Genomic DNA, 12,641 nt, shown 5'->3' with positions numbered 1-12,641 from the left:
CGGCAAGATTTGGCAATTCATAGCTTGTCAAGCTGCGCCAGTTTGACAGTCTACGACCTGCTTTATCGTGCCCTCGTCGTCATCCACTCCGGCCGTTTCACCCGCACCGAGCGGCCATGCACTGTCAGGGGGGCGTCGATGCGGTCCAGCCGCAGCAGGGCCATGGCCCTGCCGTCGTGCCCGGTCAGCACCTGCCCGGCTCGAAGGTCCGCCTCGGTCAGCACCTCGGCGCCCTCGCCGGGCGGCGGGCCGTCGAAAGCGATCGGCATCATCCGGGTCTTGATCGCGCTGCGGCGCTTCATGCGCGAGGTCGTCTCCTGTCCGACGAAACAGCCCTTCTGGAAGTCGATGCCGTTCAGCAGGTCGAAGTTGGCCTCGATCGGATAGGTCCGATCCATGCCGCAGTCTCGGTCTGGGTCCGGCACGCCCAGCGCGAGCCGGTGCGCCTGCCAGTCGTCCGCCGAGGCGTTCGTCTCCGCATCGCCCAATCGCCGGCCACCCAGCCCCTCCAGCCGGGGATCCGGCAGGAATCCGTCGGCCAGGCCGTCCCAGCAGACGAAGACCGGCATCGCCTCGGCTGCGATCGCGACCTGCGCCCTCAGGCGGTGCATCGTCAGCTTCGTCACCAGCGCGTCGCGCCGGTCCGCCGCTGCGTCCAGCCGCACGCCGTCCTCGGCGCCCCACAGGAACAGGTCCCACATCAGCCGGCCGGGCGGCGAGAGGAAGGCCCCGAAGCGGACCTCGCCCGGCGCCAAAGTCAGCACGTCCTGCGTCAGCAGTCCGTGAAGGAACGACCGCGCGTCCGGACCCGTCACGGCGACGACGGCGCGGTCCTCAAGGCGGGCGATCCGGGGGCTCATGCGTCCCCAGATAGTCGCTCCCCCGCTCCCGTGAAACCGCGAGAATCCGTATACGGTCGGCAAATGGCGAGCTTTCCGATCCTCTACGTCGCCGAGGCCGACCCGACCGAAGCCGTGATGTCCTCCGGCGCCCTGGCGCACGTCGTCGAGGCCATGCCGGGCGCCCGCGTCACCGTGGTCGGCTCGCCGCAGTCCGCGCCCCTGTTCGCCGACCTGCCCGGGCTGGAGCGGCTGATCGTGCTGGAGCGGGAAGGGCGCCTGGACTGGCTGAAGCTGTGGACCCAGGTGCGCGACCGCCGTTGGGGCCTGGTGGTCGACATGCGCGGCACCGAGCTCTCGGCCAGGCTGAAGCGCCAGAAGCGCGCCGTCCGCGTGAAGCCCGAGCCGGGCGAGCACGCCGCCGCGACCGCCGCCCGCACGCTCCAGCTGGACGAGACCCCCCGGCCGCGGCTTTTCCTCAGCGACGAAACCCGCGCCGCCGTCGACGCCCTGCTGGCCAAGGGGGAGGGACCCATCCTCGCCGTCGCGCCGACCGCCGACTGGATCGGCAAGGTCTGGCCCACCGACCGCTATGTGAAGGTCGCCACCCGCCTCTTGGCCGACGACGGGCCTCTCCCGGGCGGCCGCCTGCTGATCGTCGGCGACGATGTGGACGGCGAGACGCGCACGGCGCTGCGCATGGCCGCGCCGCTGAAGCGCACCATGGAGACCCGCCACCTGACCCGGCTCCAGACCTGCGCGGCCCTGTCCCGCGCCGCGCTGGTGCTCGGCGGCGACAGTCTCTGGACTCAGCTGGCCGTCGCCGCCGGGGCGCCGGTCGTCGCGGTCTTCGGCCCGTCCGACGACGCCGTTCGCGGCCCCTTCGGAGAGGTCGTCTGCCGCGGCCCGCGCACCATGGACGAATATCGCGCCATCGACCCCCGCCTCGACCAGGCGATCCAGCATCTGCTGGACCTGCCCGCCGACAGGGTGTTCAAGGCCGCCGTGAAGCGGCTGGAGCGGACCCCATGACCCAGACCTACGACCTGATCGTCCGCGGCGGAGAGGTCGCGAACCACGCCGGGCGCGGCCCCGCCGACGTCGGCGTTCGCGACGGACGGATCGCCTTCATCGGCGACCTGTCCCAGGCCTCGGCGGGCGAGGTGGTGGACGCCACCGGCCTGACCGTCCTGCCCGGCGTCATCGACACCCAGGTCCACTTCCGCGAGCCGGGGCTGGAGTGGAAGGAAGACCTCGAGACCGGATCCCGCGCCGCGGCGCTGGGCGGCGTCGTGGCCGTGTTCGAGATGCCGAACACAAACCCGAACACGACCGACCCGGACACCCTGGCCGACAAGCTGGCCCGGGCGCGGGACCGGATGTGGACCGACCACGCCTTCTACGTCGGCGGCACCCACGCCAACGCCGACCATCTGAACGAGCTGGAGCGCCTGCCCGGCTGCTGCGGGGTCAAGGTCTTCATGGGCGCCTCGACCGGCGACCTCCTGATCGCGGACGACGAGGGCGTGCGGAAGGTCCTGTCCAACGTGAACCGTCGCGCCACCTTCCATTCCGAAGACGAATACCGTCTTGCCGAACGCCGCGAACTGGCCCGCACCGGCGACTGGACCAGCCACCCGGAGGTGCGCGACGCCCAGTCCGCCATCCAGTCGACCGAGCGCCTCGTCCGCCTGGCGCGGGAGACCGGCGCCCGCATCCACGTTCTGCACGTCTCGACCGCGCAGGAGATCGAGTTCCTCGCCCACCACCGCGACGTCGCCACCGTCGAGGTCACGCCCCAGCACCTGACGATCGACGGCGACGAGGCTTACGCGCGGCTGAAGGCCCTGGCCCAGATGAACCCGCCGATCCGCAACCGCCCGCACATCGACGGCCTGTGGCGCGGCGTCCAGCAGGGCGTCGTCGACGTCCTCGGCTCCGACCACGCGCCGCACACGCTGGAAGAAAAGGCCCGGCCCTATCCCGCCTCGCCGTCGGGCATGCCGGGGGTGCAGACGCTGGTGCCGGTCATGCTGACCCACGTCGCCGAGGGGCGGATGACGCTGGAGCGGTTCATCGATTTGACCAGCGCCGGCGCCCAGCGCGTCTTCGGCACGGCCCGCAAGGGCCGCATGGCCGAGGGCTACGACGCCGACCTGACCCTGGTCGATCTGAACGCCCGCCGCACCATAACCCACGACCAGCAGGCCAGCCGCTGCGGCTGGACTCCCTTCGACGGCTTCGAAGCCAAGGGCTGGCCCATGGCCACGATCGTCCGCGGCCGTCAGGTCATGCGCGACGGCGAACTGCTGGGCACGGCCCACGGCCGCCCCGTGCGCTTCATGGAGACGCTTTCCGCCTAGGCTGCGACCTTGTCATCCCGGCCGGAGCGCAGCGCAGAGCCGGGACTCTCAGCGCGGGCTGAGGATGAAGCCCGCCACGTCCTCGACCACCTCATCCGCCAAGGGCAGGTCGGGGTTCGAATAGGTGGCGATGTTGGCCGCCCGCTCGGCCGGCGCGACCTTCAGCAGGTGGTTGACGCCGGGCCAGAGGATCAGCGTCGCCGCCGGCTGCGCGGCCGCCAGGGTCCGGGCGTCGTCCACGGTCGTCTGGAAATCGGTCTCGCCCTGGCCGATCAGCACCGGGCCTCCATAACCCGCGATCAGCGACGCCGGGTCCAGCGACAGCATGCCGATCAGATACGGCTGAACCGACGGCCGCAGCAGCGCCGCCAGCGCCGGCGGCGGGTTCGCCACCAGATCTCCGGCCTCCAGCCGAGCCAGGGCGTCGAAGGCCTGGGTCCGCAGCGGCTCCTGCAACTGGGCGCCCAACTGCTCTTCCAGAATGACCCGCGGGCGCCGCCCCATGCCGGACAGCAGCACCAGGCCGCAGATGCCGTCCGGGCTCCGCGCCGCCGCCATCTGCGCGATGCCCGCGCCCTCGCTGTGCCCGATCAGCCAGACGCACGGCTGCCCCGTCCGCGCCCGCGCCTCCGCCGCGAAGGCCAGGGCATCGTCGACCATGTCCTCGAACCGCAGGTCGGCCTCGTCGCCCAGCGCGAACAGACTCTGGCCCACGCCCCGCTTGTCGTACCGCACGGTCGCCACGCCTTGCTCCGCCAGCCCCTCGGCCAGCAATCGGTACGTGCCGGCCGACACGCCCAGCGGGCTGTTGCCGTCGCGGTCGGTGGGCCCGGACCCGGCGATGATCACCGCCGCGGCGCGGGTCCCGCCTTCGGGCGTCAGCAGCGTGCCCAGCACCGGAGCCTTGGGCGTGGCGATCTGGACGGGCGTGGCCGTCGGATCTCCGAAGGTCAGAAGGGCGGCGGCTGCGGCGGCGAGAAACGTCATGGCGAGCTCCCGAGGGTCAGTCGCGCGAGGGACCGCTCCCTCTGTGCCACGCCCGCAGGCCTCGCGCCAAACGGACCAGCAGGGCGGCGACCAGCAGGCCCGCCGTCGCCAGTATCGCCAGCGGCAGCGGCCGGGCCAGATCGACGACGCCATTCAACCCGGCAAGGGCCCACAGGCCGACGACGAGAGCACAGACCACCACCAGGCCGATCTGCCCGACCCGCAAACCCCGCCCGGCCGCCGGATCCGCCGCCGTGCGCGCCGCCATTCCCAGACCGACCCCGATCAGACCGATCAGAACCGCCGCGCCGATCAGCATCAGCCCGACCGTCTCGCGGGGCGCAAAGCCGGTCGCCCCACCGTCCAGGCCCCAGCCGACGGGCAGGGACCGGGTCGGTCCGATCGTCGCCGCCAGGGCCCCGGCGACGAGCATGCCGAAGACGACCCACGCCGTCGCCAGATCGGCGGAATGGACGCGGCGCCCGGCCACGGGCTCAAATCGAGAAGCTGACGCCGCAGCCGCAGCTGCTGGCCGCGTTCGGATTGCGCACCACGAACTGCGCCCCGCCGATGTCGTCGACGAAATCGACCACCGATCCCACCAGGAAGGGCAGGGACACCGGATCGATCAGAGCGGCCCGTCCGTCCGTCTCGATCCGCAGGTCGTCGGCCTCGGCCGTCTCGACCAGTTCGAACCGGTACTGAAAGCCCGAGCAGCCGCCGCCGTCCACGGCGACGCGCAGCATCAGATCGCGTCCCTGATCCGCCGACAGCTTCGCCAGCCGCGCGGCGGCAGCGGCGGTCAGGCTGACCTCCGGCCCGGCGGCCCGGCCCGCGTCGACGCGGAATTCCGTGGATTGGACGCTGCTCACGGCTGTCTATATGAGGCGCGGGCGGGCGTTCGGAAAGGCCCGCCGTCATCGGCGCAGACCCCTTGAGCATCTCAGACCGTCGCCTGGCCCCCTATGCCGAGACCGTGGCCGCCTCGCGAGGCCGATTGGTCCCGGAGCCCATCAGTCGCACCCGCACCGCCTTCGCCCGCGACCGCGACCGCATCATCCACTGCACGGCCTTCCGCCGCCTGAAGGAAAAGACCCAGGTCTTCGTCGCGCATGAGGGCGACCACTACCGGACCCGCCTGACCCACTCGCTGGAGGTCGCCCAGATCGCGCGGTCGCTGGCCCATGCGCTGAAGCTGGACGTGGACCTGGCCGAGACCGTCGCCCTGGCCCACGACCTGGGCCACCCGCCCTTCGGCCATGCCGGAGAGGACGAGCTGCAGGCCTGCATGGCCGGGTTCGGCGGCTTCGATCACAACGTCCAGACCTTCCGCGTCGTGACCAAGCTGGAAGAGCGCTATCCCGCCTTCAAGGGCCTGAACCTGTCGTGGGAGACCGTCGAGGGCGTCATCAAGCACAACGGCCCCATCGCCCATAGGCTGGACGAGCCGGCCTGGGCGCCGATCCGCGACTATCATCAGGCGTGGGACGTGCAGCCCGGCGGCTTCGCCTCGCTGGAGGCCCAGGCCGCCGCCATCGCCGACGACATCGCCTACAACAACCACGACGTGGACGACGGCGTGCAGGCCGGCCTGCTCAGCCTGGCCGAGCTGGAGACCGTGCCGCTGATCGGGCCGCAGCTGCTGGCCACGCGCCGCGACTGGCCCGATCTGGACGACCGCATGGTCCGGCTGGAGGCCGTGCGCCGCATGATCGGCGTCATGGTCGAGGACGTTCTGGCCGAGACCGAGGCCCGGCTGACGGCCGACGGCATAGAGACGGTGGGCGACATCCGCGCGGCCAGACGCATGCTGGTCGCCTTTTCCGCCGACATGCAGGCCGATCTCGCGGTGCTGCGGAAACACCTTTTCGAGCGGATGTACCGCCACTATCGCGTCAACCGCACGCGCAGTCAGGCTCGGCGCATCCTGTCGGAGATGTTCGCCCTGTTCATGGCCGAGCCCGACGTCATGCCGCCCGAGTGGTCGGGAAAGGCCCAAGGTTCGGGATTGGGCGGGGACGAGGCGAAGAAGGCGCGCGCCGTTTGCGACTACATCGCCGGCATGACCGACCGCTATGCGATCGAGGAACACAAACGGCTGTTCAGCCTCGATCTGGCCCTCGATCTGTGATGCGAAAGACGACCGCGCGGCGCTAGGATAGGAGCCCGCGGATTCGATTCGCCCGGACCGCCAGCGAGGCCGCCATGTCGCACGAAGATCCGCACCGCCAGGACCGGGGGGCCTACACCCCGCCCACCGACGACGACCTGGCCTTCCGCCGCGGCGGCTACGATCCGCGCGGTCGTGCCGGTGGAGGAGGGGGCAAGGCCCCGCCCGTGACCCTGCTGGTCAGCGCCGGCGTCCTGCTGGTCCTGATCGTGGCGGTGATCCTGTACTATCGCGCCGGCCCGCGCGGGTCCGAGGACGCGCCGCCGACCGTCGGCACGCCCGTCGGCGACCTGAAGGTCGAGGCCCCGGCGGACGCCCAGCCGATCGACCCGGCCGAGGGCATCGACGTCTATGACGAGGCGATCCCGCCCGAGACCGCGCCGACCTATGCCCCGCCGCCGGAGACGGTCCGCCCCCGCCCGGAGCCCAAGACCGAGACGCCGCCTCCGGCCAAGGAGGTCCCGCCCGCCAAGACCGAGACCCCGTCGCCGGCGGCCGGCGGCTCGGCCAGCGTCCAGATCGGCGCCTTCTCCACGCCCGGTCAGGCCGACCAGCAGTGGGCCGCGACCGTCGCCCGCTATCCCCAGCTGACCGGCGGCGCCGGCAAGCGGGTGCAGGAGGTGACGTCGTCCGGCGGCTCGACCCTGTACCGGACCTCGATCACCGGACTGACGACCGAGAACGCCCGCGCCCTGTGCGGCGGCATCCGCGCCGCCGGCGGCGACTGCATCGTGCGCTGAGGTTCCAGCTGAGCGCGCGCGCCATTCCGGGGAGACGGGCATGAGCACCGCCATGGTCCTCGGCTGCGCCGGGACGGAGCTGGGGCGCGACGAGGCGGCCTTCTTCTCGGACGCCGATCCGTGGGGCTTCATCCTGTTCCGGCGCAACGTCGAGTCGCCGGAACAGGTGCGCCGCCTGACCGACGCCCTGCGCGAGGCCGTGGGTTGGGAGGCGCCGATCCTGATCGATCAGGAGGGCGGCCGGGTCCAGCGCATGGGGCCGCCGCACTGGCAGAAGTATCCGCCGGGCGAGGCCTATCTGAAGGCGACCAACGACCCGCTGGCGGCCCGCGAACTGGCCCGCCTGGGCGCGCGGCTGATGGCGCACGATCTGAAGGCCGTGGGCGTCAACGTCGACTGCGTGCCGGTGCTGGACGTGCCCGTGCCCGGCGCTCACGACATCATCGGCGACCGCGCCTATGCCCGCGATCCCGCGACCGTGACCCAGCTGGGCCGCGCGGCGGCCGAGGGCCTGCTGGCCGGCGGCGTCCTGCCGGTCATCAAGCACATGCCCGGCCACGGCCGCGCCTTCGCCGACAGCCACAAGGAACTTCCGACCGTCCACGCCGACTTCGACACCCTGGACGCCTGGGACTTCGCCCCGTTCAAGGCTCTTTCGGACATGCCGATCGCCATGTCGGCCCACGTCGTCTTCACCGCCATCGACAAAAAACGCCCGGCCACCACGTCGAAGAAGGCCGTGAAGCTGATGCGCCAACATCTGGGTTTCCAGGGCCTGCTGCTGTCCGACGACCTGGTCATGAACGCCCTGTCCGGCACGCTCACTGAGCGAGCCGGGGCGGCGCTGAAGGCCGGCTGCGACGCCGTGGTCCACTGGAACGGCGACATGGCCGAGATGAAGCAGGTCGCCGCCGGCGTCGGCAAGCTGGGGGGCAAGGCGGCCAAACGCGCCGCCGCCGCCCTGGCCCGCATCGTCCACACGCCCGAACCTCTGGACGAGCGCGAGGCCCGAACGCGATTCGCCGCCCTTCTGGAAGGCAGGCTGGACGCGGCCAAGGGCCCGGACGTGGGGGAGGCGCAGGCGTGAAAGCGGCGTGGTTGCTCTTCGCGATCGCGGTCTTCGGCTCGCTAGGCGCCTGCGTGTCTTGCGAGGTGACGGGGAGCTGTCCGCCGGCTTCGAGTGCCTATGCGTCCATCAAGTCGCTGCCCCCTGAAGACCAGGAACGTGCCCTTCTGAGCCTGCCCATCACGGATCGTCTGGACGCCTATCATGACGTGTACATCCGGTCGGGGCATCCGCGCACGATCCTGACCGAGGCGTTCGTGGGTACGGGCGCGGAAGGCTTCGATCTCACGCTTGAGCGGATGACCGACCCGCGCTCGTTCATCGAGCATTTCTGGATCATCCAGGCGATGGGCCTGCGGCGGGAGATCGATGTCTGCGCCCCTCGATTCATGGGCCCGCTAGCCGCCAAGCTGGCGGAACATCACAAAGTCGATCCCGACCATCCGGTCGTTGTCGAGTTTGACGGCTGCGAGCTCGTGATTTGACCGAAGCCTTCCAGCCCAATCTGGACTTCTCCGCCGTCGAACAGGCTGACGCGGCCGACTCTTTCGTGGTCGACCTCGAAGGCTATGAAGGCCCCCTGCACGTCCTGCTGGCGCTGGCGCGGGCGCAGAAGGTCGATCTACTCAAGCTGTCGATCACCACCCTGGCCGAGCAGTACCTGGCCTTCGTGCACGAGGCGCGTCGGCGCAACTTTGCCCTCGCCGCCGACTACCTCGTCATGGCCAGCTGGTTGGCCTTCCTGAAATCCAAGCTGCTGATCCCGCGAGCTGAGAAGGAGAAGGACGGGGAGGTTCCGGCCGAGGATCTGGCTGCGGCCCTGGCCTTTCGGCTCCGCAAGCTGGAGGCCATGCGCAAGGCAGGCGAGACCCTGACCCAACGGCCTGTGCTCGGCCGCGAGGTCTTCGTGCGCGGCGATCCCGAGGCCACCGTGGTGATCCCGTCCGATCGCATCGAGACGGACCTGTACGGCCTGATGGCGGCCTACGTCTCCCAGCGTCGCCGCGAGGCGCGACGGCAGTACGCGCCGGGCCAGCGCATTGAGGCTTTTCCGCTGGAGGCCGCACGCGATTGGCTCCGCGCACGGTTGCCGATGGTCCAGACCTGGACCCCTCTGTCCGCCGTAGCCCCCGACGCCGATCCGGACGATCCCGAGGGCCCCAGCCGCGCCAGCTACCTCGCCTCGACCCTGTCGGCCGGGCTGGAGCTGGTGAAGGAGGGGGCCATGGACGTGCGGCAGGAGGCCATCTTCGCCGACCTCTACGTGAAGCGCCGCGGCCGCGGCCTTCCGCTGGAACTCATCCCGTGACCGATCTGAAGTTTCAGCCCGACGAGACGGAGATGGAACGGCGGGTGGAGGCCCTGCTGTTCGCGGCCGCTGCGCCCCTGTCGGCCGCCGATCTGGCCCGCCGCCTGCCGGAAGGGGCCGACGTCGGCGCTGCGCTGATGGCGCTGAAGGACCGCTACGTCGACCGCGGCGTCCGACTGGAATGCGTCGCCGACCGCTGGCGTTTCGCCACGGCGCCCGACCTCGGCTTCCTGATGACGGAAGAGCGCAACGAGCCGCGCAAGCTGTCCCGCGCCGCGCTGGAGACGCTGGCGATCATTGCCTACCACCAGCCCTGCACGCGCGCCGAGATCGAAAGCGTGCGTGGCGTCTCCCTGTCGAAGGGGACGCTGGACCTGCTGCTGGAGATGGGCTTCGTCCGCCTGCGCGGCCGTCGCCGCACGCCCGGCCGCCCGGTCACCTACGGCACCGCCGACCGCTTCCTGGAGCATTTCGGTCTGGCCAGCCTGGCCGACCTGCCGGGCCTTCAGGACATGAAGGCGGCCGGCCTGCTCGACTTCGCCATCCCCGCCGGCTTCGAGGTGCCGCAGCCCGGAGCGAGCGAGGACGGCGAGGACCTGCTTGATCTCGACGACGTGGCCCCGGAGTTCGCGCAGGATTTCGTGCGGGAGGATTGACCCGGCTTCCCTCTCCCGGCGGGAGAGGGCTTGAGGCTCGGCGAGCGTTGCGAGCCGTAAGCCGAAAGGGCGAGGGGTTACGGTTCAGAACCGTTGACTGCCGAACCCCTCACCCTTTCGCGTTTCCAATCGCTTCGCTCTTGGACGCACAAGCCCTCTCCCGCCGGGAGAGGGTCACTGAACTCCCAATATCCAGCCCTCTTCCCCTTCGACCTTGGCGATCATCTCATCCGTCGCGGCCTTCGGCGGGGCGAAGGCGGACGACAGCGTGCCGGCCTCGTCCATACGTGCCAGCGCCTCGGCGGTGACCCGCACCTGGGCCTGATCCCTGAACTCGCCGGGCTCGGGCTTCGCGTCCCACATCGACGGCCAGACCTCGACGATCAGGGTCGACAGAGGCTCCACGTCCGCGACGTCGAGCTTCCGCCAGCCCGTGCCGAACGGCCAGACGGCAGCGCTTTCGCCCAGCTTCTCCATCAGCCGGCGCACCGCCGCGATGCCCACCAGGGTCTGGCCGCCCACCGCGCCCGCGCCGTGCATCTGCCAGACGCTCTTGGGCTGCAGCCGGCCCTTACGGACCGCCAGCTCCGTCGCCCGGAACTCCGGCATGTCGCCTGATCCCTCCGGCGGCTTGGTGGCGGTCAGCCAGCGCTGCGTCTGCTTGGCCGGCGCGCCCCAGAACGGCCAGGCGGCGTCGGTCATCAGCCGGTTCATCTTGGCCGCGACCTGATAGCGGTTGTTGGTGTTGTCGGCCTTGTCCACGACGTTCGACGCCACGAACTTCCACATCGCCGACCAAGGCGTCCCGTCCAGGCCCAGCCGCCTCGCCGTGCCCGCGGGATAGCCCAGGTTGAAGTCGAACCCCAGCAGCACGCGGTCGCCGCGCTTGCGGTGGTCCGCCAGCAGGTCGGCGATCAGCTTCTCGCCCTCGGCGCGCGTCGCGACGTTGTGCGTTTCGGAATACAGGCGGAAGCGCACGTCGCGCTTGGCGACCCCGATCCAGACGGAGTTGTCGCCCAGCTTCTTGCCCTCGGCGGCGGTCCAGTCGGCGATGATGTAGGCGTCGAACAGACGGGCCACGGGAAATCTCGGCAGGGGAGGCGGAAGAGAAGCGCGCTTCTAACGCCCGCCGTTCCCCCGCTCAACCGCGCAGCAGCGCCTCCAGGTGCGACAGCCAGCGTCGGCCCAGCCGCAGCGCCTCGGCCGGCGACCCCGTCTGCGTCGGCGAAGTCACGTTCCACAGGTCCAGCTCGAACTCCGGATGGCGGGCGTCGGCGAACATGAGGCGCAGCACGACCTGTTCAGCGTCGGGGGCCAGCACGTCCAGCGACTTGCGCGCCTCGCCGCGGCGCACGCGGGCCAGCACGTGCCCGTCCACGATCACCTCGCCGCCCTCGATCTCCTCGAAGGCATAGACCAGTCCCGATCCGCCCCGGTCCCACAGCACCGCGATCTGCCCGCCCTCGAAGTCCAGCCCGGCGGCGCGGCCCTCGGCGGCGGAATAGGCCTCGGTCTCGGCCGGCGCGCCCAGCGACTTCAGCATGGCGCGCCGCATGCGACGCTCGGGTTCCATCCACCAGGCGAAACCCAGCACGATCGTGGTCCCCGCAGCCGCGACCACCGCGACGAGCAGAAAGACCCGGATCGCCTCGGCCACCCGTCAGTCCTCCAACTCGACGACCACCGGCACGTGGTCCGACGGCTTGTCCATGTCGCGCGCGTCGCGGTGCGTCTCCACGCCCCGGAACCGGTCCGCCGCCTGGGGCGACAGCAGGTGGAAGTCGATGCGGATGCCATGGTCGCGCTGCCAGGCGCCGGCCTGATAGTCCCAGAAGGTGTAGGTCCCGGGCGGCTGGCGGCCCAGTTCGCCGGCGTCGTAGAGGCCCAGCCCCTTCAGCGCCCGGAACGCCGCCCGGCTCTCGGGCTGGAACAGGGCGTCGGTCAGCCATGCCGTCGGGTTCTTCGCGTCGTCAGGCGTGGGAATGACGTTGTAGTCGCCCATCAGGGTGAAGGCCTCTTCCTGCTTCAGCAGGTCGGCGGCATGGGCGTGCAGGCGTCCGAACCAGTCCAGCTTGTAGGCGAACTTCGGCGTGTCGACCGGATTGCCGTTGGGCAGATAGAGGCAGCCGACGCGCACCGGGCGCGGGGCCTCGATCAGCGCCTCGACATAGCGCGACTGCGGCCCGTCGACCTCCACCCCAGACCCGTCCTCGCCCGGCAGGCCGCGCCGCACGTCCGACATCGGGAATTTCGAGAGCAGGGCGACGCCGTTGTACGTTTTCTGCCCATGGGTCTCGACGTTGTAGCCCAGGCTCTCGAAGGCCTCGCGCGGGAACTTCTCGTCCAGGCATTTGATCTCCTGGAAGCCGACGACGTCGGGCTGCGCGGCCTCCAGCCACGCCAGCACGGTGGGCAGGCGGGCGTTGACCGAGTTCACGTTCCAGGTGGCGATGCGCATGGGGCCCGACGCTAATGCGCGTCGGGCCCCACCGGAAGCGTCAATCGTGGCCT

The 12,641-nt window shown here is 70.7% G+C and carries 15 protein-coding genes; 8 read left to right on the top strand and 7 right to left on the bottom strand.

What is annotated here, in order from left to right:
- Positions 1 to 62: 62 nt before the first annotated feature.
- Positions 63 to 860, bottom strand: coding sequence for a folate-binding protein (locus VGN45_RS03050; RefSeq protein ID WP_327459168.1), 798 nt, complete (start codon positions 858 to 860; stop codon positions 63 to 65).
- A 63-nt stretch (positions 861 to 923) separates the two neighbouring features.
- Here VGN45_RS03050 and VGN45_RS03045 point away from each other — a divergent pair, with 63 nt between their 5' ends.
- A complete protein-coding gene (locus VGN45_RS03045; protein ID WP_327459166.1) occupies positions 924 to 1,871 on the top strand; it encodes a glycosyltransferase family 9 protein in 948 nt (315 codons plus the stop codon).
- The gene (locus VGN45_RS03040) at positions 1,868 to 3,202 is read left to right on the top strand and encodes a dihydroorotase (protein ID WP_327459164.1); all 1,335 of its coding nucleotides are present in this window, start codon (positions 1,868 to 1,870) and stop codon (positions 3,200 to 3,202) included. Before VGN45_RS03045 ends, VGN45_RS03040 begins: the two co-directional genes overlap by 4 nt.
- Before the next feature lie 48 nt (positions 3,203 to 3,250).
- On the opposite strand, the gene VGN45_RS03035 is transcribed toward VGN45_RS03040, so the two are convergent.
- The 3 genes from VGN45_RS03035 to erpA are packed head-to-tail and all read right to left on the bottom strand — an operon-like array spanning position 3,251 to position 5,061.
- Entirely contained in the window at positions 3,251 to 4,189 is a 939-nt protein-coding gene (locus VGN45_RS03035) for an alpha/beta hydrolase (protein ID WP_327459162.1), read from the bottom strand.
- Between the two features lie 16 nt (positions 4,190 to 4,205).
- On the bottom strand, positions 4,206 to 4,679 hold the full coding sequence (locus tag VGN45_RS03030) for a hypothetical protein (protein WP_327459160.1): 474 nt from the start codon (positions 4,677 to 4,679) through the stop codon (positions 4,206 to 4,208).
- A 4-nt stretch (positions 4,680 to 4,683) separates the two neighbouring features.
- Positions 4,684 to 5,061 carry an iron-sulfur cluster insertion protein ErpA gene (gene erpA, locus VGN45_RS03025; RefSeq protein WP_327459159.1) on the bottom strand — a complete coding sequence of 126 codons (378 nt, stop codon included), beginning with the start codon at positions 5,059 to 5,061 and terminating at the stop codon, positions 4,684 to 4,686.
- A 62-nt stretch (positions 5,062 to 5,123) separates the two neighbouring features.
- Between erpA and VGN45_RS03020 the strand changes: the two genes are divergently transcribed.
- The 6 genes from VGN45_RS03020 to scpB all read left to right on the top strand — a co-directional run bounded on the left by VGN45_RS03020 (position 5,124) and on the right by scpB (position 10,130).
- Positions 5,124 to 6,320: a deoxyguanosinetriphosphate triphosphohydrolase gene (locus VGN45_RS03020; protein WP_327459157.1), complete on the top strand. Its 1,197-nt coding sequence runs from the start codon at positions 5,124 to 5,126 to the stop codon at positions 6,318 to 6,320.
- Positions 6,321 to 6,394: 74 nt separating this feature from the next.
- The gene (locus VGN45_RS03015; RefSeq protein WP_327459155.1) at positions 6,395 to 7,099 is read left to right on the top strand and encodes an SPOR domain-containing protein; all 705 of its coding nucleotides are present in this window, start codon (positions 6,395 to 6,397) and stop codon (positions 7,097 to 7,099) included.
- A 40-nt stretch (positions 7,100 to 7,139) separates the two neighbouring features.
- Positions 7,140 to 8,186: a beta-N-acetylhexosaminidase gene (gene nagZ, locus VGN45_RS03010; RefSeq protein WP_327459153.1), complete on the top strand. Its 1,047-nt coding sequence runs from the start codon at positions 7,140 to 7,142 to the stop codon at positions 8,184 to 8,186.
- 11 nt (positions 8,187 to 8,197) lie between these two features.
- Positions 8,198 to 8,650: a hypothetical protein gene (locus VGN45_RS03005; protein WP_327459151.1), complete on the top strand. Its 453-nt coding sequence runs from the start codon at positions 8,198 to 8,200 to the stop codon at positions 8,648 to 8,650.
- Entirely contained in the window at positions 8,647 to 9,474 is an 828-nt protein-coding gene (locus VGN45_RS03000; RefSeq protein ID WP_327459149.1) for a ScpA family protein, read from the top strand. Before VGN45_RS03005 ends, VGN45_RS03000 begins: the two co-directional genes overlap by 4 nt.
- 32 nt (positions 9,475 to 9,506) lie before the next feature.
- Positions 9,507 to 10,130 (top strand): SMC-Scp complex subunit ScpB, encoded by a 624-nt coding sequence (gene scpB, locus VGN45_RS02995; RefSeq protein WP_327459272.1) that lies wholly within the window; start codon positions 9,507 to 9,509, stop codon positions 10,128 to 10,130.
- Between the two features lie 174 nt (positions 10,131 to 10,304).
- On the opposite strand, the gene VGN45_RS02990 is transcribed toward scpB, so the two are convergent.
- The 3 genes from VGN45_RS02990 to xth form a co-directional block, all read right to left on the bottom strand.
- A complete protein-coding gene (locus VGN45_RS02990) occupies positions 10,305 to 11,210 on the bottom strand; it encodes a cobalamin biosynthesis protein CbiG (protein ID WP_327459146.1) in 906 nt (301 codons plus the stop codon).
- Positions 11,211 to 11,271: 61 nt separating this feature from the next.
- Positions 11,272 to 11,787 (bottom strand): hypothetical protein, encoded by a 516-nt coding sequence (locus VGN45_RS02985; protein ID WP_327459144.1) that lies wholly within the window; start codon positions 11,785 to 11,787, stop codon positions 11,272 to 11,274.
- Positions 11,788 to 11,790: 3 nt separating this feature from the next.
- Positions 11,791 to 12,588, bottom strand: a complete 798-nt coding sequence (gene xth / locus VGN45_RS02980) for an exodeoxyribonuclease III (protein ID WP_327459142.1) — start codon at positions 12,586 to 12,588, stop codon at positions 11,791 to 11,793.
- Between the last annotated feature and the right edge of the window lie 53 nt (positions 12,589 to 12,641).

Origin of the sequence: Brevundimonas sp. (assembly GCF_035999125.1) — a bacterium.
Taxonomy (GTDB): domain Bacteria; phylum Pseudomonadota; class Alphaproteobacteria; order Caulobacterales; family Caulobacteraceae; genus Brevundimonas.
Note: the sequence above shows the minus strand (reverse complement) of the source record. Positions and strands in the feature narration are given on the sequence as shown.